We start from the raw sequence: 23,449 nt of genomic DNA, 5'->3' as shown, positions 1-23,449 counted from the left end.
GCGGCTTTAATTCACTTGGAACCGCCGGGCAATGCAGCGCGCAGTCCATCCCAGCTTGAGGTGTTGGCGAGCAGCGATCCGTTGACCGTAAAGCCGGGCGTGCCGGGAATCTTCACCTTGTTCCAGGCTTCGTCCGTCATCGCCGTCACCGTGGCGAGCGATGCCTTGTCGGCAAGGCAGGCGTTAAGCTGCGCCGGGGTGTAGCCCCGCTTCGTCATCAGCGCGATCAGGCCGGTACTGGCGGCGATATCCTGGAACATCGCGGCGGGCGTCTGATTGGGCACGGGCTGGCGGTGGGCCGCCTCATAGGTCTGGAGCTGTTCCATCCACGCGTCCTGATTGGCGAACAGCGCCTCGTGATTGCCGAAGAACCGCGCCGGGCCACCGCAGCGCGCGAGCAGCGCGGCGGTCATGTCATAGCGGTCGCGCACGGCGTTGCGCACTTCCACGCTGACCTTGCCGCCCCTGACCCAGCCGGTCTTCAGCGGCTGCGTGCCTTCCGCGACGAAATGGGCGCAATGGCTGCAGGTGTAGCTGACATATTCCACCACCTTGGTCGGGGCGGCGGGATTGCCCATCACATGCCCGCCCGAGCGGGCGAGCGCGACCTTCGTCGTCCAGTCGGCGGCCGTCGCGGCAAGCGCCGCCGCCGCGGGAATGGCCAGCACCGCAAGGAGGGAAAGGAAAGCGGCGCGGAACATGCGTTTCGTCATCAGGTGAAGTCCGTTCTGAGTGGTCAGCCGATCTTGGGAATACCGGCGGAATTGGCAAGCCCCTGCGCCAGCGATTCCAGCACGGCGCGCAGTTCCGGGTCGCCGATGTCGCGCAGCGAATCGCCCAGCTCCACCGGCAGGGGCTTCAGGTTGCGGGGCGGCGGCCGGCGATCGGGCTCCTGCGCGATCACCTCGCCCTGCCGCATCGCCACCCTGGCCACCGCTTCATAGCCGAAAAAGCGGTTCACCCGCTCGACAATTTCCGGCAGCACATGCTGCATCATCGGGGCATGCCCGCTCATGACGACAAGGCTGAGCGTGCCGCCGGCCTTCTTGCCGACGGGAAAGCGGATCGATTCGGGGGCCGAGATGCCGGCATAGCGCGGCCCGACGATATCGGCCCAGCGCGACACCACGCTGGACTGCACGAACCCGAATCGGCGGAAGGCCGCGCGGCCGATTTCCGGCATCAGATCGGCAATGGCGCGCGGGCCGTTGACGCGCGGGCGCTCGCTTCCGGCAGCGCCGCCGCCGGGTTTGCGGCCTGCGCCGCTCTTTTTCACCTTGTCGCTGGGGCGTTCCGTCATGGCCCACTTAATGGCATAGGGCGGCCATGCCCGTCGATAGCCCATGCGCCGCCGTTCCCGACAAACTGCTGCGCCATTATGATCTGCACGCCCGCACCCTGCCCTGGCGCGCGCCGCCCGGCGCCAACCGGACGGACCCTTATCGCGTCTGGCTGTCGGAAATCATGCTGCAGCAGACGACGGTGGCGGCGGTCATCCCCTATTTCGATCGCTTCACCAGCCGCTGGCCCACGGTGGAGACGCTTGCCGCCGCGCCCGATGCCGACCTGATGGCCGCATGGGCGGGGCTTGGCTATTATGCCCGGGCGCGCAACCTGCTCGCCTGCGCCCGCGCCGTGGTGCGCGACCATGGCGGCCAGTTTCCGCCGGACGAGGCGACATTGCGGACCTTGCCCGGCGTCGGCGCCTATACGGCGGCGGCGGTGAGCGCCATTGCCTTCGGCCTTCGCGCCGTCGCCATCGACGCCAATGTGGAGCGCGTCACCGCCCGCCTGTTCGCCATCGCCACGCCCCTGCCCGCCGGCCGGATCGAGATCGCGCGGGCCGCCGACACGATCACCCCCGACGCCCGCGCCGGCGATTTCGCGCAGGCGATGATGGATCTGGGATCGAGCATCTGCACGTCGCGCAACCCGGCCTGCATGGCCTGTCCGCTCAATGCCGAGTGCGCGGGCTTCCGATCGGGCGATCCCGCCGCCTATCCAGTCAAGGCGCCCAAAAAGGCGCGGCCACAACGCCATGGCCATATCTGGTGGATCGAACAGGGCGATCATGTCTGGCTGGAACAGCGCCCGGCCAGGGGCCTGCTGGGCGGCATGCGCGGCCTGCCGACGTCGGACTGGAGCGAGGCGCCCGATCCCGCCCCGCCCATCGCCGCGCGCTGGAGCACGGCCGCCGAGCCGGTCGAGCATGTGTTCACCCATTTCGCGCTGTCGCTGACCGTCCACCGCGCACGCATCGCGGGCGGCCGGACGGAAAGCGATTGCATGGCCGGCCGCTCCGGTGAATGGTGGCCCCACGCACGCATCGCCGAAGCGGGCCTCCCCGGCGTGTTCGCCAAGGCCGCCCGGCGCGCGGCCAGCATCAGGATCGAGGAGTGAGGATGGCGCAGGAATGACCAGGGCAGCAAGACCCGGCTTCGTTGGCGGCACGCTGGATCGTGCCGATCAGGTCCGCAGCGATCCCGCCCGGCTGGGCTATGCCTTTGCCGATGCGCGGGCGCGGCTGTTGCTGATGGACGGCCTCAATCCCGTGACGGTCGATGGCCTGGCGCTGGCGATGACGCCGCTGCCGGCCGACACCCGGCTGGAGGACCATGTGCTGCTGGGCATCGACGCGCAGGGGCCGCTGTTCGTGGCGCTGAACGACGATATCCCCAATGGCGCCACCCCCACGCCCGAACTGTGGCAGCTAGCGTCGCAATTGCCGCCCGAGGAACTGGCGCTGTTCGGCGGCGCGCGCAGCCTGGTGGACTGGCACAAGCGGCACCGTTTCTGCGCCAATTGCGGACAGCCCACGCAGCCACATAAGGCCGGCTGGGCCCGCCGCTGCGAGATCGAGACCGGCGGCTGCGGGGCGGAGCATTTCCCCCGCGTCGATCCGGTGACGATCATGCTGGCCGAATATGGCGACCGCATCCTTGTCGGCCGGCAGCATCGCTGGCCGCAGGGCCGTTATTCCGCGCTCGCCGGCTTCATCGAACCGGGCGAAACCGTGGAGGAGGCGGTCGCGCGCGAACTGTTCGAGGAAGCGGGCATCCATGTCGACAGGGTCGATTATGTGATGAGCCAGCCCTGGCCCTTCCCCTCCTCGCTGATGATCGCCTGCATCGCGCAGGCGACCGGCGACGCGCTGACGCTGGACGAGACCGAGATCGAACATGCGATGTGGGTGGACGAGGCAGGCGTGCGCGCCGCGATGGAGGGATCGCCCGATGCCCCCTTCCTCGCGCCGCCAAAGCTTGCCGTGGCCTGGCACCTGTTCGCGCACTGGCTGGACCGCCGGGCGGAGCAGCGCCTGTAACAAAGCCGCTTGTTCCACGACGCATTGCACCCATCTTGTGGGAACGTTAAGGCCCCACCCCAGCCCATAGACCGAGTAACCACCCATCATGTTGACCCTGGAAGACGCACAGAGCCATGCGGAGGACCTTGTTGCCGCCGCTCGCAAGGCCGGCGCCGATGCCGCCGACGCGCTCTATGTCTGCACCGCCGCGACGCAGGTATCGGTGCGGCTGGGCGCGCTGGAGGATGTGGAGCGGTCCGAAGGCGAGGAGATCGGCCTGCGGCTGTTCGTCGGCCGCCGCTCCGCCACCATCTCCGCTTCGGACATGAACCCGGCGACCTTGGGCAGCCTGGTGGAACGCTGCATCGCCATGGCGCGCGAGGCACCGGAAGACCCCTATGCCGGCCTTGCCCCCGAAGAGCTGCTGATCCGCAAGCGTCCGCCCGCGCTGGACCTGACCGACGACGAGAGCGAGCCCAGCCCCGAAGCGCTGCGCGAACGCGCGCTGGAGGCGGAGGATGCCGCACGCGGCGTGCCCGGCGTCAGCAACAGCGAGGGCGCGGGTGCCAGCAACGGCCGCAGCCAGGTGGCGCTTGTCACCAGCCATGGCTTTGCCGGCAGCTATGCCGCGACCTCGCACGGCACCTGGGCGAGCGTACTGGCCGGCGCCGGCGCCACCATGCAGCGCGACCATGCCAGCCATAGCGTGCGCCATCTGGAAGACCTGGATGAGGCCGAGACGATCGGCACGCGCGCGGGCCAGCGCGCCGTCGCCCGGCTCAATCCGATGAAGATCGAAAGCGGCGCGATGCCGGTGATCTTCGATCCCCGCGTCAGCGGCGGCCTGATCGGTCATCTGATCGGCGGCATTGTCGGCCCCGCCATCGCGCGACGGTCCAGCTTCCTGCTCGACAGTCTGGGCGAACAGCTGTTCGCGCCGGGCATCGCTATCGTGGACGATCCGTTGCGCCTGCGCGGCCTGCGCTCCAAGCCTTTCGATGCCGAAGGCCTGCCAACCCAGCGCCGGTTGCTGGTGGAGGACGGGCGCCTGACCGGCTGGCTGCTCGACAGCGCCTCCGCCCGCCAGCTGGGCGCAGCGCCCACCGGCCATGCCAGCCGCAGCGGCGCGGGCGCGCCGGGCGCCGGGGCGAGCAATGTGCATCTGGAGCCCGGCAGGGTGTCGCCCGGCGAGTTGATGGCGGATGTGAAACGCGGGCTTTACGTCACCGAACTGATCGGCATGGGCGTCAACGGCATCACCGGCGACTACAGCCGTGGCGCATCCGGCTTCCTGATCGAGAATGGCGCCGTGGTGCAGGCGGTTGCGGAAATCACCATCGCGGGTAATCTCAAGGATATGTTCCGATCGCTCGTGCCAGCCAACGACCTGCATTTCCGCTACGCGACCAACGCGCCGACCGTGCGGGTGGACGGGATGACCGTTGCCGGGGGATGAGGCAAGGGATCGGCGCGTCGTCGACGCTGTGTCGCAGGTGGCCGACCACGCCCTGACCCTTTGGGCGGGCGGCAAGACGCAGGTGCGCCGGTGGGAGAAGGAACCCAACCAGCCGGTCTGCGATGCCGACATCGAATCGAACGCCATGCTGCGCGACGCGCTCGCCGCGATCGACCCGCATGCCGGCTGGCTTTCGGAAGAAACCGCCGACAGCGCCCACCGGCTGGGCACGGACCGCGTCTGGGTGGTGGACCCCATCGACGGCACGCGCGACTATCTGCGCGGGCGGCCCGGCTGGGCGGTGTCGGTGGCACTGGTGGAAGGCGGGATGCCGCGCCTCGGCATCCTGGCCGCGCCCGCCCGGAATGAATTATGGGTCGCTCGGCTGGGGCAGGGCGCGACATTGAACGGCAAGGCAGTGCGGGCCGGCAACCGCACAATGTTGCCGGGCGCGCGCGTACCGGCGGACGTGCTGCCAAAGGTCGACCGCGATCTTGTCGCCGTGGCCCGGCCCAACAGCATCGCGCTGCGCATGGCGATGGTCGCGGCGGACCAGGCCGATCTGGTCGCGACCGTGCGCTGGGGCAATGAATGGGACATCGCCGCCGCCGCACTGATCGCGCAGGAGGCCGGCGCCATCGTCAGCGACGCACTGGGCCAGCCCATTTCCTTCAACCGCGAGAACCCGACCGCCTTTGGCGTGCTGTGCTGCACGGCGGGCATCCATGCGGCCGCGGTGGAACGGCTCGCGCCGCGCGCGCGGGAACTGCTGGGCACGGGCTGACCGCGCTTCAACCTGTCGCCCATCGGCAGGCCCTGTGCTGTCCGACACAATGCCGGCCAGCCGCACGATCTAACAGGCCCGGAACGCAAGGGCCGTGGTTAACCTCCATTTGACCTTGCGAGCGACCATTGGCCGGGTCTAATGTCCCGGCCGTTCAAGCAAGGCACCCGGCAGTGGGGCTGTGTATCCAATGGTCGCAAGGGGAATTGCTCGCGCGTTGGCCACAGGCCGGGCGTGCGTTGCTGGTTGGGGGACCATTTTGTGCTGGACGCGATGTTGACGACCTTCGCTCGCCGGGCGGCCATTGGCGCGGCCCTTGTCGCGTGCGCGCTGCCCCCGGCCACGCCCCTGCGTGCCCAGGATGCCGCCCCGCTGCTGGCGGACAGCTTCCGCATCGGCACGGGCGGCGGCGCGCTGTGCCAGGCGCAGAGCGCGGGCGCGGACAAGGCGCTCACTGGCATGTTCGATCGCGCCTGGACCATGGTATGCCGCGATTCCGCGCGCTCCGTGGGCCAGCTTTACGCCCTGCGCAAGGCCAAAGGCGAAACCGCCGACAGCCTGCTCGCCCGGATCGCGGCGGCACAGCCCATGGCGGTGGAATGCAGCGCCGCCGGCGCCGCCGCCCTGCCGGACATCGGCCCGGTCATGACGCGCAATTGCAGCATCGCCGGCAATGGCGCCACCTATCGCATCAGCTGGCTGCAGGATTCCCGCTTCGTCTATGTGGCGCAGGGCCTCGCGAGCTATAACAGCGCGCTCGACCTTGGCCTGCGCAGCATCGTCACCGACAGGATCGCCGAGGGCAAGGTGGAGATCGCCACGCTGGGTTCGCGCGATGCCGCCGCCTATGCGCGGTTGCAGGCCGCATCGCTCGATCCGCAGACGGTGCTTGCCGAAGGCTATCGCCGCAATAATTCGGGCAATTATGCCGAAGCCGCCGAATTTTTCGACAGCCTGCAGGACCGGCTGGCCGACGAGAAGGACAGCGCCGGGCTGAGCGCGGCGGAGCGGACCGCGCGCGCGCATGAATATGCGGTCAACCGGGCGCTGCAACTCTCCAACCTTGGCCAGTTCGCGCAGGCCGACGCCCTGTTCGCGCAGGCCGCCGGGCTGCCGGCGATCGATCCGGTGCAGCTGCGCCTGCGCCGCAACTTCATGGCGATGCACCAGCTCAATCAGGGCAATATCGGTCGCGCGCAGGCGATCCTCGACCGCCCCTTGGTCAGCCCCGGCCTCACCGTGCTGGAGGCGGGCGAAGGCGTGGAGCTGAGCCCGGCGCTGACGGCGGAGATCAACGGCAACCAGCCGGGCGCGAGCGCCATCGGCATCGGCCAGGCGACGCGGCTGACCGTGGCCGAGCGGGTGGCGATCATCGACGCGCAGGCGCTGCAGCTGCGCGGCACCATCCTGCGCCTGCAGGGCAAGCCCAGGGAGGCGCGCGCGGTGCTGGAACAGGCGATGGCGAACGCCACCGCCATCCGCGAAGGCCGCGTCACCTCCATCACCCGGCTGCGCGTGCAGTTGCTGGACGAAACCGCGCTCACTTACGAAGCGGAAGGCAATCATGGTGAGGCGGAGGCGCTGCTGAACCAGGGGCTGGCGCTCATTTCCGCGCAATATCCCGAAACCGTGGCGATGAACGGCGCGCGCGGGCGGCTGGCGGCCTTTCTCGCCCGGCGCGGGCGCAATGAGGAAGCCATCGCGCTGTACCGCAGGATCATCGCCTCGACCGTGGAAAACGGCAATGCGCTGACCGGCCTTTCCAACCAGCTCCAGCCCTATCTGACCCTGCTGACCGACCAGATCCCGGCAAGGCCGGAACTGACCGCCGACCTTTTTCTTGCTACCCAGACATTGGTGCGGCCGGGTGCCGCCGACACGCTGGAAGTGCTCAGCCGGTCGCTTTCGGCGGGCGACGACGAGGCGGCACGGCTGTTCCGCCAGTCCGTCTCCCTCTCCCGCGATATCGAGCGGGCGCGGATCGCGCTGGCGCAACTGACCCAGGCGCAGACCCGCGATCCATCGACCGCAGCGCTGATCGCCGCCCAGCAGAAGGATATCGACACGCTGGCGACGCAGCAGACGCAAACGCTGGCCGCGCTTTCCGCCTTTCCGCAATATCGCGCCGTCTCCAAATCGACGCTGACGCTGGCGGACATGCAATCGGTGCTGAAGCCGGGCGAAGCCTATCTGAAGATGGCGATGCTGGGCGACAGCCTCTATGCCGTCTATATCGACGGCGCCGGCGCCACCGGATACCGCATGCCCATCAGCGCGCGGCAGCTGGCCGCCAAGGTCGCGGCGCTGCGCGAGACCATCTCCACCACGGTCAACGGCGTGCAGGCGACCTATCCGCTGGATGTGACCATCGCCCGCGCGCTGTATCTCGACCTGTTCGCGCCGGTCGAGGCCCGCCTCGCCACGGCCCGGCATCTGATCTTCGAACCCGATGGCGCGATGCTGCAATTGCCGGTCAACCTGCTGATCGCCAGCCAGCCGGGCGTCGACGCCTATGAACAGCGCATCGCCACGCCCGGCAGCGACGAATTCGACTTCCGGGGCATCGACTGGCTGGGCCGCACCCATGCGATCAGCACCGCCCTGTCCGCCCGCGCCTTCCGCGATGCGCGGCAGGCAGCGCCCTCCACCGCGTCGCGCGACTATATCGGCTTTGGCGAGAACATGCCGCTTGCGGCGGGGATGCGGCAGGCGGCGTTCACCCGTTCCCCCATTCCCGGCCCCAATGTCGATTGCAGCTGGTCGCCGGCGACATGGAACCACCCCATCCCCGCGACCGAGTTGCGCGAGGCGGCGGGAGCCGTCGGTCCCCGGGGCGCGGAAGTGGTGACGGGCGCCGCCTTCACCGACAATGCCATCCTTGCCCGCAACGACCTGTCGAGCTTCCGCATCCTGCACTTCGCCACCCATGGGCTGGTGACGGCGCCGCATTCGGGCTGCCCCGCGCGCCCGGCGCTGCTCACCTCCTTCGGCCCGGCTTCGGTTTCCGACGGCCTGCTGCAGTTCGGCGAGATTTTCGACATGAAGCTGGACGCGGATCTTGTCATCCTTTCCGCCTGCGACACGGCCGGCCGGGCCAGCGAGGAAGCGACACGGGCGGCAGGGCTGGGCGCGGGCGGCGGCGGCGCGCTCGACGGGCTGGTGCGCGCTTTCATCGGCGCGGGCGGGCGTTCCGTCATCGCCAGCCACTGGCCCGCGCCCGAGGAATATCAGGCGACCGAGCGGCTGATCGGCGGCCTCTTCACCGCGGCACAGGGGCAATCCATCGCCGAAGCCATGCGCCAGGCGGAAATCGGCCTGATGGACCGGGCGGAAACATCCCATCCCTTCTACTGGTCGGGCTTTGCCATCATCGGCGACGGCGCGCGGCCGATGATCGCCCGGCGCTGACACAGGACATGGCCGAACCGGCGACGGACGCGACCGCGGCGCTGCCCGAGGCGCCGCCCAAAAGAGAGGCATGGTGGCTGCGGCGCGGCGCCCGCATCATCGCCGACGCGGGCAAGTGGCGGCTGCTCGCCACCGCCCTCGTCATCGCCATCGCCCTGATCGTGGCGCTGACGAGCTGGCGCATCCCGCTGCTCGCGACGGCCGAGCGCAATCTCTATGACCTGCGTATGACCTCCCTCGCCCCGGTGGTGGATCAGGACGACCGCGTCACCATGGTCGTCTATAACGACCAGACGCTGATCGCGGCGCGCAAGCGGTCCCCGCTCGACCGGGGGTTGCTGGCCAGGGCGCTGCGCAATCTGGATGCGATGGGCGCGAAATCCATCGGCATCGATATCCTGTTCGACCAGCCGCAGGACGAGGATGCGGCACTGATCGCGGCCCTGCGCGCGATGAAGACGCCGACCTATCTGGGCTATGCCGATGTCGCCGAGAATGAAGACCAGATCGGCTATGAGCAGCAGAAATTCCTGGACGATTTCGTCGCCCGCGCACGTACCGACAAGGTTAAGCCGGCGAGCATCCGGCTGGTGACGGATGCGGACGATGTCGCCCGCAGCTGGCCGGAGCGGATCGGCCGCCTGCCTGCCCTGCTGGTGGAGGCGATGAACCCCGATCCCGCCTTCCGCAACTATACCGGCAGCATCCGCTACCGCATGCCGAAGGAAGCCGACCGGCCGATCTTCCCCTCCTTCCAGATCGACCTGTTCGCCGATCCCGCGCTCGCGCCCGCCTTTGCCGAACAGGTGCGCGGGCGGCACATCCTGATCGGCGGCGATATCCTGGACATCGACCAGTATCTGACGCCGATGACCGGCCTGCCCAACACGCCCTATGAAGGCAAGACGATGATCGGGCTGGAGGTGCATGCGAACATGCTCGCCCAGATGCTGGATGGCGCGCGGCTGCGGGCGGTGCCCGGCTGGGTCATCTGGTCGGTCGCCATCCTCGCCATCGCCGCCGCCGCGCTCACCAGCCTGGCCGAGCTGCGGCTGTGGCAGCTCATCCCCTATATGGTCGTGCAGGCGGGGCTGTTCGGCGGGCTACCCTTCTGGCTGCAGGACAGGGGCTGGGACACGCAGGGGCTCCCGGCGGTCGGATGGATCATGGGCTGGGGCATCGCCTTTGCCGCCATGGGATCGGCGGCGCGGGCCGTGGGATCGCAGCAACGGCGGTTCGCCCAGTCGGCGCTGGGCAAATATCTGCCGCGCGACATTGCCGCGCAGATCCTGGACGAGCCGGAAAAGCTGGCCCTGCATGGCGAGAAGCGGGAGATCTTCGTCGTCTTCACCGACCTGGAGGGCTTCACGAAGCTGAGCCACGCCATCCCCGCCGAAACCGTGGCGCAATTGCTCAACAGCTATCTGGATGCGCTGTCGGACATCGTGCTCGCCCATGGCGGCACCATCGACAAGTTCGTGGGCGACGCCATCGTCGCCTTCTGGGGCGCCCCCATTTCCCGCCCCGACGATGGCACCAACGCCGCCAAGGCCGCCCATGCGCTGTGGCAGGCGGGCGAGGCGTTTCGCGAGGATGTCCACGCGACGCTGCACGCCAGCGTGCCGGGCGGCCTGCCGCCGATCGGCAAGACCCGCGTCGGCCTGCATTTCGGCACCGCGATCGTGGGCAATTTCGGCGGCGAGGGGCGCATCCAATATACCGCGCTGGGCGACAGCATGAACACCGCCTCGCGCCTGGAATCGGCGAACAAGGAGCTGAAATCCAGCGTCATGGCGAGCCGCGAGGCGATGGAGCGATCCGGCCTCGACTGGTGGCGGCCGATGGGCCGGGTGGTGCTGCGCGGCCGCGCGACGCCGGTCGACCTGTTCGAGCCCGCGCCCGATTTCCCCGCCAGTGACCGGGATCACTTACGGCGCGCCCTCGCCACGCTAGAGCATGATCGCGCGGCGGGACTGGCCGGGTTGAAGATGCTGGTGGCACGACATCCCGAAGACACCGCCCTGGCGCATCTGTTATACAGAATGGAAAACAGCGATGATGGAGAAGCATATGTCCTGGGTTAGCGAACAGCGGGGAACCGCGCGGCTCATGATCGCCGCGGCGCTCCTCTCTCCCCTTGCACTGGCGGCTGTGCCCGCGGCGGCGGAAACGATCGTCGTGCGTGCCTCCGGCCCCTCGGCCAAGGGCTATCCCGCCGGCCGCAAGCTGGCCGACGGCGGATCGCTGACCCTGAAGGCCGGCGACGTCGTCACCCTGCTCGACGGGCGCGGCACCCGCACCCTGCGCGGGCCGGGCACGTTCAACAGCAGCGCGCAGGCAGCGGCGGGCAGCGATACCCGCACCAGCCTTGCCTCCCTGCTGGAAACCAAGCGCGTGCTGCGGGCACGCACCGGGGCCGTGCGCGGCCCGGGCACGGAAGACGCGCCGCCGCCGCGCAGCCCGAACCTGTGGTATGTCGACATCAGCCAGCCTTCGACGGCCTGCGTGCCCGACCCCGCCAATGTCCGCCTGTGGCGGCCCGACATCAGCAAGCCGGCCAGCATCACCGCGACGGGCATGGGGGCGAACGGCGGCGCGGGCGCCGCCAGCGGCACGATCAGCTTTGCCCAGGGCGAAGCGGTAGCCAGCTGGCCCGCCGGCCTGCCCATCGCCAACGGCGCGCGCTATCGCCTGAGCTGGGCGGGCCTGGCCCAGCCGGTCGAGATCAGCTTCGCGGTGCTGGGCAACGGCGCGGGCGGGCTGGAAAGCATGGCCGCGACCCTGATCGAACGGAAGTGCGACGCCCAGCTCAACCTGCTGGTCGAGACGGTCGCCCTGCCCGATCCGGCGCCGGATCTATGATGCGGCGCAGGGCCGGCGTGACAGCCTGACACAATCGGGCAACGCGCCTTGTAACCCCCATATTTGGCTGGTAGCGTCTGCGCCGTCACGCCAATTGAGTCCGAAATGGGGGAGGCTCGCCGGCGCATGCCCTGAGGTCGCGCATTGCCGAAAGATCCGCCAAAGCGGACAGCGGTGCAGCATCTGCGTTTGAACGCGGGACGTCGGGGGAGAACACCACCCCCCGGCGCCACGCCCTGGGGGAAATATGTCATCGTATCGATCGCGCGAAACGGCTGCTGAAGGGCGCGTCCGTCTCACCCTGCCGGGGGTCTTGGGGCATCGTGCCGGTTCCGCGCTGGCGGCGATCGCCATGACCCTTCCCGTCGCCGCCCATGCCCAGACCGTTCCCGGCGCACCCACACGCGAGGAAATCGACCGCGCCCGCGCGCCCGGCGCCGTGCCCGCCGACCGGTCCCGGCTGACGGTGACGGGCGGCGTCGAGCGCGCGCCCTGCGCGCTGGCCGATCCGCGCTATGCCAATGTGACGGTGAACTTCGCCGACGTCCGCTTCACCATGCCCGCCATTGTCGATCCCGCCGCACTGCGGGACAGCTGGGCCGACATGGCCGGGCATGACGTGCCGATCGCGTCGCTGTGCGAAATCCGCGACCGCGCCGCCACGGCGCTGCGCCAGATGGGCTATCTGGCCGCCGTGCAGGTGCCGCCGCAGCGCATCGAAAAGGGCGGCACGGTCGTCTTCGACGTGCTGATGGCGAAGCTGGTCGGCATCCAGGTGCGCGGCAATGCCGGCAATTCGGAAAAGCTGATCGCGGCGCATCTGGAAGCGCTGAAGGACGAGCCGGTGTTCAACATCCGCGAGGCGGAGCGTCATTTGCTGCTCGCCCGCGACCTGCCCGGCTATGATGTGCGGCTGGCGCTGCGCCCGGCCGGCACCACGCCGGGCGAAGTGATCGGCGACGTGCAGGTGACGCGCCAGCGCGTCCGCATCGACGCCAATATCCAGAATATGGGGTCGCAATCGGCCGGCCGCTATGGCGGGCTGCTGCGCGTGCAAGTGAACGACATCACCGGCATGGGCGACAGCACCGTGCTCTCCATCTTCAACACCGCCCAGACCCGCGAGCAGACGGTGCTGCAGGCGCAGCACAGCTTCGCCATCGGCGCCAACGGCCTGCGCCTGACCGGCGATTTCACCTATGCGTGGAGCAAGCCGGGGCTGGTGAACGGCCAGCTCTCCTCCACCACGCTGATCGGATCGCTGGCGCTCAGCTATCCGCTGATCCGCCGCCAGACATCCAATCTGCTCGGCACCGCCGGGATCGACATTGTCGATCAGGATGTGAAATTCGGCGGCAATCCGCTGACCACCGACAAGTTGCGCGTGCTGTTCGCGCGGGTCGAGGCCGAAGCCATCGACCCGGAAAGCCTGGTGAGCACGCAGGGCTATTCGGCCGCCGAGCCGCGCTGGCGGATCGGGGGCGCGATCGAGGCGCGGCAGGGCCTGAGCGCCCTTGGCGCGAGCGATGGTTGCGGCGCGGGCTTCGTCCGCTGCCTGCCGCCGCGTACCCCGATCAGCCGGGTGGAGGGCGACCCCACGGCGCTGGTGCTGCGCGCCAGCGCCCAGGCGGAATTCCGCCCGGCGCCCATCCTCACGATCAGCGTCGCGCCCCGCGCCCAATATGCCCCGCATGCGCTGCTCTCCTATGAGGAGATGAGCGCGGGCAATTATACGGTCGGGCGCGGTTACGACCCCGGCACGCTGATCGGCGACAGCGGCGTCGGCTTTGCCACCGAAGTGCGGCTGGGATCGCTGATGCCCAAGGGGCTGCAGGACCTCTCGCTTCAGCCCTACGCCTTTTTCGATGCCGCCTGGATGTGGAACAGGGACAGCAGCTTCAACGGGCTGGACCCGCAGAAACTCACCTCGGCGGGCGGCGGCGTGCGCGGCATGTGGGGCAACCGGGCGCGCTTCGACCTGACGGTCGCCGCTCCGCTGCGCCGCGCCGGCTTCCAGACGGAGCGCGGCGACGTGCGCGTGCTGTTTTCGATCACCGCCCAGCTGGTTCCCTGGAGATAATGGCCATGACCGCGAACCGCCGCTCCACGCGCCTGCGCCTCTCCCTGCTGCAATCGGGCTGCGCCAGCGCGCTCGCGCTGATGGGCGGCCTCCATGCCGCCGGCGCCATGGCACAGACCTATGACGGCGTCGGCTTTGCCGGGCAGGCGAATGTGCAATCGGGCACCGTCACCTTTTCGAACAGCGGCGCGACCGGCGACACGATCCAGGTGGACAGCAGCACCGCCATCATCAACTGGCGGCCGACCGACACCAACGGCACCGGCAATATCGACTTCCTGCCCTCCGGCCATACGGCGCAGTTCACCAACAACCCGTCCGCGCAGCAGGATTTCACCGTCCTCAACCGCATCCTGCCGGTCGATACATTAGGCGCGCCGGTGCTCGACCGCACGGTGGCGCTGAACGGCGGCATCACGAGCACCCAATTCAGTGCCTCCGGGGCAGTGACCGGCGGCAGCGTCTATTTCTACACGCCCGGCGGCTTCATCCTTGGCCCCACCGGCGCGATCAACGCCGGGTCGGTGATCCTCACGACGAACGACATCACCGCCGGCCTTGGCACCAACAGCCTGAGCTTCCGGGGCATCGCGAACAGCACCTCCGCTATCACCATCACCGGACAAGCCCAGATCAACGCGGCGACGCAGGGCGGCTATGTCGCGCTGGTGGCGCCGCGCATCGTGCAGAACGGCACCGTCTCGTCCAACGGCTCCATCGCCTATGTCGCCGCCGAGCAGGCGGACATCACGATCAACAACGGCCTGTTCGACATCGCGATCCTTGCCGGCACGACCGACGGCAACGGCATCGTCCACACCGGCACCAGCGGCGGCCCCGCCTCCACGCCGACGCCGACCGTGCCCGATCCGCAGCGCGTCTACATGGTCGGCATCGCCAAGAACGATGCGCTCACCATGCTGCTCTCCGGCTCCGTGGGCTATGCCGCCGCCGCGAGCGTGGCGGAGGAGCAGAGCGCCGTAGTGCTGTCCGCCGGCTATAATGTGACGAACGGCGACGCCGATGTCTTCAGCGCGACCGGCGGCACCGGCACGTCCAACATCGCGCTGGGCGCGACCAGCTTCACATCCGCCATGACCGCGCTGGCCGCCGGATCGATCAGCGCCGATCCGGGCCTGTTCGGCACGCTCGCCTTCCAGGCGGCAGCTTCGCTGACCGCAGCCAGCAGCATCTCCATGCGGGTCGACGATTCCGGCACGATCAGCGCGGCGCAATCGCTGAACCTGACGACCGGCATCGGAACCGCGGGCGGATCGATCACCCTGGTGGCGACCGGCAGCGATGCGGTGAGCGCTATTCCGGGCCAGATCAGAGTCACCGATGCGCTCTCCATCAACGCCAACGCCAGTGCCGAAGCCGGGCTTTCGCCGCTGGACGGTGCGGATGCGACGGGCGGCACGATCAGCGTCATCGCGGACCTCGGGTCGATCACCGCCGGCAGCTTTTCCGCAAACGCCACCAGCTTCAGCGAGATCGGCACCAATTCCTCGGGCGACGCGCGCGGCGGGTCCGTCGCGCTCGCCGCCACCCGCAGCGGCACGCTCGCGCTGGGCAATGTCACCATCGACACCTCCGCCGCCGTCCAGTTCGACGCGGTCTCCTCCCCCGTCAACGGCGGCAATGCCTTTGGCGGTTCGGTGGATATCAGCGCCGGCAGCGGCGGCATCCTGGCGTTCGGCGATGTCGTCGCATCGGCGCAGGCGACGGCAGGCACCGCCACCACCGGCCAGGCGGGCAGCGCCACCGGCGGCGACGTGCGCATCGCTATCACCGATGGCGACCAGCAATGGACGAGCTTCCGGGGCGATGTGACGACGGCGGCCGGCTTCGCCAGCAATGGCGGCGGCTTTGGCGGCGCGACGCCGGGCGCGGACGGCGTGCTGATCGATGTGAGCGGCACCGGCAGCCTGACGCTCAGCCAGTCGATGTCGCTTTATGGCGACGCCTATGCCTATGGCGGCGGCGCGGCGGGGACCGGCACGGTCAGGGCCAGCGACATCACCGTGCGGGCGCGCGACGGCGGCCGCATCCAGATCGCCAATGATCTGTTCGCGTCCGCCATGGGCGAAGGGCGCGGATCGTTCAGCGCGACGATCTTCGACCGGACAGCGGCGATGGCCGGCGGCAACATCACCCTCGCGGCCAGCGGCGGGACGTTCAGCGCCCAGGGGCTGACGCTGGATGTTTCGGCCTATGCGAAGGACGGCAATCTGGTGGCCGGCGACGTGACGGCAGGCAGCATTTCCATCCTCGCCGACACCCCCGCCGCGACGCGCGGCGTCATGGATCTGGGCAGCTGCAGCTTTGGCTGTTCCATCAGCGCCGACGCCAGGGGCGAAACCGGCCTGACCGGATCGAACGCGACAGGCGGCACCATCCAGATCTCCGCCAGCGATGCCGACCTGACGATGAACGGCTTTGCCTATATCAGCGCGACCGGACAGGCGGGGGTATCGACCGCCGACGCCGGCGGCACGGGCGGCAACGGCACCGGCGGCAGCGTGACCATCGCCAGCCTTCAGGGCACGCAGGGGACCGCGGCGCTGACATTCGGCACGGTGCAGAGCTATCTCGACGGCAGCGGCGATCCGGGCGTGGAAGGGCCCCTTTTCAACAGCGGCAATGGCGGCATCGGCCAGGGCGGCACCTTCACCCTGACGATGGACGCCGGCACATTGTCGGCGACCGACCTGTCTCTGCGGGCAAGGGGCACCGGCGGGGCGGTCGGCGTTTCGGCGGGCGCGCCCTATGTCGCGGGCGACGGGATCGGCGGCGCCGTGAATGTCGATCTGCGCGGCGGCACCATGACCCTCGTCACGCTGGCCATCGACGCCAGCGGTATAGGCGGTGGCGTTGCGAGCAGCTTTTCCGGCGGCACGCTGGGCACTGCGGGCAATGGCACGGGCGGATCGGCCAGCTTCACCGCATCGGGCGGAACGCTGAACGCCGACACGATCCAGATCGTCGCGGACGGCACCGGCGGGCTGGCCGAGGACGGGTTCGAATCCGATGCCGGCAATGGCGGCAACGGCACCGGCGGCACCGCGACCTTCACCATGGCGGCCGGCGGCGCCGCAACTGTCGGCGCGAACGCGATCACGGTTTCGGCGGCGGGCATCGGGGGCAATGGCGGCGGCGTCTTCATCTCGTCCTCGCCCGACAGCTTCATCGCCGGCAATGGCGGCAACGGCGCCGGCGGGCAGGCAAGGCTGGACCTTTCGGGCGGCGCGCTGACCGCGGGGCAGATCACCGTCACGGCAGGGAGCGCGGGCGGTGCGGGCGGCGACAATGGCAGCGCCGGCAATGGCGGCAATGCCGGCAGCGGATCGGGCGGCGGCGCCACGATCGCCTATCTGAGCGAAGGCCACAGCATCGGCACGATGGTCGTGTCGGCAACGGGCAGCGGCGGGCGCGCGGGTCTCGCCGGCACGATCATCGGCTATGACGCGCAGGACAACCCGATATACGGCTTCGGCCCCGGCAATGGCGGCAATGGCGGCAATGGCACGGGCGGATCGGCGGCGCTGACGGTCGATGTCGATCCCAGCTTCGCCAACCTGACCATCACCGCCAGCGGCACCGGATCGGCGGGCGCCAATGGCGCCATCGGCGGTACGGGCGGCACAGGCAGCGGTGGCACGGGCGGCGGCGGCGCGATATTGACCCACAGCTTCGGCCTACTGGACGTTTCGGGCACGCTGCTCGTCCAGTCCGAAGGCACCGGCGGCGCGGGCGGCAATGGGTCGGCGGGCGTGGGCGGCCGTGGCGGCGACGGCATCGGCGGCGACGCGACCCTGTCGATCGACGGCACCAGCGCGACACTGCAATCGACGGTTCTTTCGGTATCGTCCAATGGATCGGGCGGTCTGGGCGGGTTTGGCACGGGCGTCACCCTGCCCGGCACGCGCGGCGGCGACGGCACGGGCGGCACGGCGCTCTTCTCGGCCAGCAATGGCGCGACGGTGCTGTTCCGGGATGCGACCAGCGTGACCGCGCAGGGCCTTGCCGCGCCCGGCACCTATGGCACCGGCGGCACGGCCGGACAGGGCGGCAATGCGACCGGCGGCAGCGCCACGATGCAGCTGACGGACGCCCTCGCCTCCATGGTGACGAGCAATCCGCAGGCGCTGATCCTGCTGAGCGCCAGCGCGCTGGGTGGCGACAGCATCGGCACGGCCCCTTCCGGCAGCCCGGGCGCAACGGCGGCCAATGGCGGCGACGCGCTGGGCGGGTCCGCCCGGTTCAGCGCCACGGGATCGCAGGCACAGTTCCTGTCCGTCCGCGTCGATGCCCATGCGACCGGCGGCCAGGGTGCGAGCGCCCTGGCCGATGGCGGCAATGGCGGAAGCGCGACCGGCGGGTCCGCATCCTTCCTCGGCACCGGCAGCACGCTCCAGTTGGCCGGGCCGCTCGATCTCGACGGCAGCGGCGTGGGCGGCAATGGCGGCTTCAGCCCGGCGGCGAACGGGGGCCGGGGCGGCACGGGCAATGGCGGCGCGGCGGCGATCACGCTCAGCGGCGGCAGCCTGGCGGTCGACAGCATCACCGCCTGCGCCTGTGGCACGGGCGGCGCGGGCGGGCTCGCATCCATCGGCAGCGGCGGTGCCGGTGGCGCGGCCATGGGCGGCGCGGCGGCGATAACCGGCGATGGCGGCGGCGCACTGCTCCAGCTCGCGCTGGTCGACCTTGGCGCCAATGCGACAGGCGGACAGGGCGGCGATGGATCGGCGGCCTTGCTCGCCGCTGGCGCGGGCGGCGGTGCGCTGGCCGGCACGACGCTGTTCGGGCTGTCCAACGGCGCGGCGGCAACGCTCGACAGCCTTGGCGTCTCGGCGCAGGCGGTCGGCGGCAATGGCGGCCGGGGCGGCGACGGCACATCCACCGTCGCGGGCGGCCAGGGTGGCGATGGCGGCGCGGGCGGCAGCGCCACCGGCGGCGACGCGCGGTTCAGCATCGACGGCGCCACCGCCCTCGTCACGACATTCTTCGCCTCGGGCGATGGCTATGGCGGGCTCGGCGGACAGGGCGGCACCGGCAGCAGCACCGGCGTCGCCGGGACAGGCGGCAGCGGCGGCGCAGGGGGCGCGGCGACGGGCGGCGGCGCGGCGCTGGCCGTCACCAATGGCAGCCTGCAGCTTGGCGCGGGGGTCTCCGATACCTTCGGCATCCATGCGATCGGCACCGGCGGCCAGGGCGGCGCTGGCGGCACAGGCGGCAGTTTCTCGACCCTGATCGGCGCCACCGGTATCGGCGGCAATGGCGGCAATGGCACGGGCGGCACCGCGATGCTGACGGCGATCACCGCCAGCCTGCTGCTGCCCGAAACCCGTATCGAGGCCATGGGTTATGGCGGCACGGGCGGCATCGGCAGCACTGGCGGCCTGGGTGGCATCGCGCTGGGCGGCACCGCTTCGGCCGATTTCTCCACGGCAACCACGGCGATCTTCACCGGGCCGCTTGCGGTGTCGGCGGATGCGACAGGCGGCATGTCCGGCGACGCGCTGTCGGGGCCCGGCCTGTCGGGCGGCGACGGACAGGCCGGCACCGCCGCCTTCAGCGCATCGGGCGCGGGCACCGTCATCACGCTGGTCGACACGCTCGTGAGCGCGACCGGCGCCGGCGGCAATGGCGGCGCGGGTGGCGCAGGCGGCAGCGGCACTGGCGGCGATGCGGGCTTCTCCATCCTCAACGGCGCGGCACTCTCGATGACCGGCGGCGGCATCGCTGCCGATGGCGCGGGCGGGGTCGGCGGCCTTGGCCCGAGCGGCGCGAACGGGGGCGATGGCGGCGCCGGCGGCAACGGGACGGGCGGCACCGTCACCTATCGCATCGGCAATGCCCGCGCGACGATCGGCACGACCAGCGCCGACCTCTACAGCCTGTCCGCGCGCGGGATCGGCGCGCTGGGCGGCCAGGGCGGCGACAGCCTGTCGTCGGGGACCGGCGGCAATGGCGGCGGGGGCGGCAACGGCCAGGGCGGGTTTGTCGATTTCGCGGCGAACACCGGCGACTTCGCCTTCCAGACGACAAGCATCAGCACCATCGGCACGGGCGGCCTGCCCGGCCTGGGCGGCAATGGATCGACCACAGGCGCGCCCGGCACCGCCGGCCTCGACCTTGGCGGCAATATCTCCATCGCCAACAGCGATAATGGCACCATGGCGAGCGGCGCCGTCCGCCAGTTCGACAGCCTCTCCGTCACCGCAGCCAACACCGGCGGCAATGGCAGCCTGCAACTGACCGACAGCAGCACGGCGACCGGCGGCGGCCTGGTCGTCACCAACCAGCTTTCGCTCATCAACACCGGCGGTCTCGCCAGCAGCAACCCGACACCGGCGATCACAGTCGGCAGCATCGCCAATGCGATCCGCGTCGGCAGCCTGTCCAGCATCAGCGGCCGCGCCACGCAGATGAGCTTTGCCGGCAGCGGATCGCTGACAGCCACCGGCGCCATGAACATCACCTCCAGCGACAGCATCACCATCAGCCATGGCGGCCAGCCGGCCACACCGGTCGATACGCTCGCCGCGAGCAACCTCTCCATCTTCGCGGCCGGGCCGATCACCGCCGGGCCGGGCACGCGCCTGCGCGCCGGCAACCTGCTCGACATGTTGAGCGGCACCAGCACGATCAGCGCGGCGGATATCGCGGCCGTCAACGGCCTGACCGCACAGTCGGCGGGCGACATGACGATCGGCAATGCCGCGACGACGGGCGTCACCAGCTATCTGCCGGGCAATCCCTTCACCAGCGGCGCCCTGCTGACCCTGCAGGCCGGCGCCGGCGCTTCATTCCCCAGCGGGCCAGCCCTGCTCAACATCACCGGCACGGTCGCGTCGACCGGCGGCGTGCTGGCGCAGGCGCTGGGCAGCATCGACATCGCGAGCGGCGCCACCGTCCGCGCGGACAACCGCATCCAGATCGAGGCCGGCAACAACATCGTCGTCCACAGCGGCGCGCAGATAGCGGCGGCCCAAAACCCCGCCGGCCCGACCGGCTTTGCCAATGCCGTGGACGACCCGGCCGCGCTCTATCTCTCGGCGGGCAATGCCATCCGCGACCTGACGACACCGGGCTATGCTTCCATCCTGATCGACGGCACGCTGGCCGCGCCGAACCGCCCCGTCATCCTGGAGGGCGAGGCGATCCAGGCGAACGCCAGCAGCATCCAGTCGGGCAGCCTCTACGTCGCCATCCTGCGCGCGCCGGCACCCGGCGCGGTGGACCCGGGCGACGACATCGCCCTCTCGCCCGAATGCGGACAGGGCAATATCTGCCTTGGCGCGATCACGGCGAGCGACGTGGTCCGCATCGGGCCAGTCACCGGCACCACCGACATGCCCAACCGCGTCAGCATCGCCGGCACCCTGGCGGCGCGCGATATCGTCATCCGCGCCCGCGATACGCTGACCTTCACCACCGCCGCCGCCACCGCCGCGAGTGCCAGCGCGATCGACCGGCTGTTCCTTGCCAGCCTGACCGGGCCCGTCACCCTGGGCAATGGCGCCGTGCTTTCCAGCACCGGCAGCCTGACGCTGTTCTCGGCCGGCAGCCTGCTGGGCAACGGATCGCTGATCGGCAGTGGATCTGTCGGCCTTTCGGTCAATGGCGACCTGTCGCTGGGCACGCTGTCGGCGGGCACCACGGTCGACAGCGTCGATGCGAACGGCATAGTGACGCAAGCGGGGTTGCTCGGCATATCGGGCGCGCTTTCGCTGGGGCGCCTTTCCGTTGGGCAAGGCCAGACGATCAGCGCGGCCAGCATCGCCATCGGGCAGGTGGATGCCCTCGCCAGCCTCACCCTCATTTCGGGCGGTCCAGTCGGGCTCACCCAGGGGACGATCGGCGGCAATCTGGACATCACGGCGCTGGGCGCGACCTTCGGCACGCTTGCGGTCGGCGGCGCGGTGGACATTCTGGCGAACGGAACGGTCAGCGGCGACCGCCTGTCGGCTGGTGGCGCGGTGACGTTGGCCGGGGCTCAGGGCATCATGCTCACCAACCTCGCCTCGGGCGGGGCAACGACCCTGACCGCAGGCAATGGCGCAATCGCGGTCACGGGCAATATCGCTTCTGCGAGCGCGGTGACGGCAAGCGGGCGATCGCTGGCGCTGAATGCCGCCGGTCCGCTCATCGTCGCGCAGCTCAATGCGACCGCAGGCAATGCCGCTGTTACGACGGCAGGCGCATTGGTCGTCGGAAGCGGCACGGCCACAGGCGATCTTGCCCTGAGCGGCGCGACCAGCCTGCAGGCGGCCAATCTGTCGGCGACCAATATCGACATTACATCCAGCGGCGGCGCCACGGCGCTGACCGGCCCCGTCACCGCCGGCAATGCGCTGCGCATCGCTGCGCGCGGCACGGCCAGCTTTGCCGGGCAGGTGGCTGGGCAGACCATCATCGTGGGATCGGGCGACATCACCATCGCCACCGGCGCAAGCCTGTCCTCGGCCGGCGTGCTGACGCTCAACGCCACGGACAGCCAGCGCGCGACCTATATCGGCGGCGCGGACACGACCCTGGGCTACAGCCTGTCGGGCAATGAGATCGCGCGGCTCTTTGCCGGATCGATCGCCGTTGCCGCGCCGCGCGTGGCCGCATTGTCGGGCGCGTCGCTCGGCTCCACCCGCGCGCCGGATGTCGTGATCGGCAGCTTCACGCTGAACGCGGGGAGCGGCGGCGCGATCGGCCAGAACGGCACGCTGACCATCGCGACGCCGGGCAAGCTGCGGGTCAATGGCGATGTCCGCATCACCGGCCTGGGCGCGCAGGGCGGGCTGACGCTGGCCGCCGACGAGGCGCTGGAGGTGATCGCGGGCAGCGGCACCATCGACCTGCGCGATGGCAATGGCGGCCTTGCCGGGCTGCTCTCGCTGCGCAGCGCCGACATCATCGCCGCGACCGCCGCCGCCATCGCTGACGTGGCCGCCGCGACATCGCTGACAGCCCGCAGCAACCGGCTGGGCATCAACGACGGCATCATGATCGACGAGGGGATGCTGCGCGCCGACGCCATCAGCCTTGCGGCGACCGGTGGCGTCTACATCCAGAATGTCGGCGCGACCAATGCCTTTGCCGACCGGCGCGGCTTCACCGCCAACAGCATCGCCATCGCCACGCAGAATGCGGCCACCGGCGGCGGCCGGGCGCAGATCGTCATCAACGGTCGCCTGTCGGGCGCGGCCGGCTTCGTCACCGGGCTGGACGTCATCCCGCTGGTGTCGATCAACGGCGCGTCCGGTCGCGTGGCCAGCGGTTTCGACCTGTTGTCGACGGTGAACGGTTGCCTGATCGTCAGCACCGGCGGCTGCACGTTGCAGCCGGTCACGGTCGACAACAAGGACACGCTGGACAGCGAATTCGACACCGATCCGCGCCAGATTTTCCAGCCGGTGTTCCCGACCACCTTTGTCGAGCTGCGGTCGCTGCCGCAATATGGCTATCCGCCGCTGATCGACGAGCCGGTGACGGGCGCGGGCAATGACGATCTGTGGGAAACGCCGATGCCATGATGCCGGCCGATGAATAATATCG

Annotated in this window: 11 protein-coding genes; 9 read left to right on the top strand and 2 right to left on the bottom strand. The window is 69.9% G+C overall.

All coding sequences use genetic code 11. The annotated features are described in order from the left end of the window. Positions 1 to 11 precede the first annotated feature (11 nt). Both WFP78_RS00880 and WFP78_RS00875 read right to left on the bottom strand, forming a co-directional pair. Complete coding sequence (locus tag WFP78_RS00880) at positions 12 to 713, bottom strand: thioredoxin domain-containing protein (protein WP_336957874.1); 702 nt, start codon at positions 711 to 713, stop codon at positions 12 to 14. Positions 714 to 736: 23 nt separating this feature from the next. Continuing rightward, positions 737 to 1,300, bottom strand: coding sequence for a DUF721 domain-containing protein (locus tag WFP78_RS00875; RefSeq protein ID WP_336957873.1), 564 nt, complete (start codon positions 1,298 to 1,300; stop codon positions 737 to 739). A gap of 26 nt (positions 1,301 to 1,326) precedes the next feature. On the opposite strand from WFP78_RS00875, the gene WFP78_RS00870 reads away from it, so the two are divergent. From WFP78_RS00870 to WFP78_RS00830, 9 genes are all read left to right on the top strand, one after another. After that, a complete protein-coding gene (locus tag WFP78_RS00870; protein WP_336957872.1) occupies positions 1,327 to 2,400 on the top strand; it encodes an A/G-specific adenine glycosylase in 1,074 nt (357 codons plus the stop codon). A gap of 13 nt (positions 2,401 to 2,413) precedes the next feature. Then, a complete protein-coding gene (gene nudC / locus WFP78_RS00865; RefSeq protein ID WP_336957871.1) occupies positions 2,414 to 3,322 on the top strand; it encodes an NAD(+) diphosphatase in 909 nt (302 codons plus the stop codon). An 88-nt stretch (positions 3,323 to 3,410) separates the two neighbouring features. Beyond that, a complete protein-coding gene (locus WFP78_RS00860; protein ID WP_336957870.1) occupies positions 3,411 to 4,760 on the top strand; it encodes a TldD/PmbA family protein in 1,350 nt (449 codons plus the stop codon). Further along, complete coding sequence (locus tag WFP78_RS00855) at positions 4,747 to 5,544, top strand: 3'(2'),5'-bisphosphate nucleotidase CysQ (protein WP_336957869.1); 798 nt, start codon at positions 4,747 to 4,749, stop codon at positions 5,542 to 5,544. Before WFP78_RS00860 ends, WFP78_RS00855 begins: the two co-directional genes overlap by 14 nt. 273 nt (positions 5,545 to 5,817) lie before the next feature. Continuing rightward, positions 5,818 to 8,952 carry a CHAT domain-containing protein gene (locus WFP78_RS00850; RefSeq protein WP_336957868.1) on the top strand — a complete coding sequence of 1,045 codons (3,135 nt, stop codon included), beginning with the start codon at positions 5,818 to 5,820 and terminating at the stop codon, positions 8,950 to 8,952. Positions 8,953 to 8,960: 8 nt separating this feature from the next. Beyond that, a complete protein-coding gene (locus WFP78_RS00845; protein WP_336957867.1) occupies positions 8,961 to 11,036 on the top strand; it encodes an adenylate/guanylate cyclase domain-containing protein in 2,076 nt (691 codons plus the stop codon). Further along, positions 11,023 to 11,814 carry a hypothetical protein gene (locus WFP78_RS00840; protein WP_336957866.1) on the top strand — a complete coding sequence of 264 codons (792 nt, stop codon included), beginning with the start codon at positions 11,023 to 11,025 and terminating at the stop codon, positions 11,812 to 11,814. Before WFP78_RS00845 ends, WFP78_RS00840 begins: the two co-directional genes overlap by 14 nt. Positions 11,815 to 12,061: 247 nt before the next feature. Further along, on the top strand, positions 12,062 to 13,894 hold the full coding sequence (locus WFP78_RS00835) for a ShlB/FhaC/HecB family hemolysin secretion/activation protein (RefSeq protein WP_336957865.1): 1,833 nt from the start codon (positions 12,062 to 12,064) through the stop codon (positions 13,892 to 13,894). A gap of 5 nt (positions 13,895 to 13,899) precedes the next feature. After that, positions 13,900 to 23,427, top strand: a complete 9,528-nt coding sequence (locus tag WFP78_RS00830; RefSeq protein ID WP_336957864.1) for a beta strand repeat-containing protein — start codon at positions 13,900 to 13,902, stop codon at positions 23,425 to 23,427. Positions 23,428 to 23,449: the final 22 nt, after the last annotated feature.

The organism is Sphingobium aquiterrae (genome assembly GCF_037154135.1).
Lineage (GTDB): Bacteria > Pseudomonadota > Alphaproteobacteria > Sphingomonadales > Sphingomonadaceae > Sphingobium > Sphingobium aquiterrae.
Note: the sequence above shows the minus strand (reverse complement) of the source record. Positions and strands in the feature narration are given on the sequence as shown.

Coding starts and splice junctions, on each gene's coding strand:
- WFP78_RS00880 (WP_336957874.1), bottom strand. CDS start 713: ATGACGAAACGCATGTTCCGCGCCGCTTTCCTTTCCCTCCTTGCGGTG.
- WFP78_RS00875 (WP_336957873.1), bottom strand. CDS start 1,300: ATGACGGAACGCCCCAGCGACAAGGTGAAAAAGAGCGGCGCAGGCCGC.
- WFP78_RS00870 (WP_336957872.1), top strand. CDS start 1,327: ATGCCCGTCGATAGCCCATGCGCCGCCGTTCCCGACAAACTGCTGCGC.
- nudC (WP_336957871.1), top strand. CDS start 2,414: ATGACCAGGGCAGCAAGACCCGGCTTCGTTGGCGGCACGCTGGATCGT.
- WFP78_RS00860 (WP_336957870.1), top strand. CDS start 3,411: ATGTTGACCCTGGAAGACGCACAGAGCCATGCGGAGGACCTTGTTGCC.
- WFP78_RS00850 (WP_336957868.1), top strand. CDS start 5,818: ATGTTGACGACCTTCGCTCGCCGGGCGGCCATTGGCGCGGCCCTTGTC.
- WFP78_RS00845 (WP_336957867.1), top strand. CDS start 8,961: ATGGCCGAACCGGCGACGGACGCGACCGCGGCGCTGCCCGAGGCGCCG.
- WFP78_RS00840 (WP_336957866.1), top strand. CDS start 11,023: ATGTCCTGGGTTAGCGAACAGCGGGGAACCGCGCGGCTCATGATCGCC.
- WFP78_RS00835 (WP_336957865.1), top strand. CDS start 12,062: ATGTCATCGTATCGATCGCGCGAAACGGCTGCTGAAGGGCGCGTCCGT.
- WFP78_RS00830 (WP_336957864.1), top strand. CDS start 13,900: ATGACCGCGAACCGCCGCTCCACGCGCCTGCGCCTCTCCCTGCTGCAA.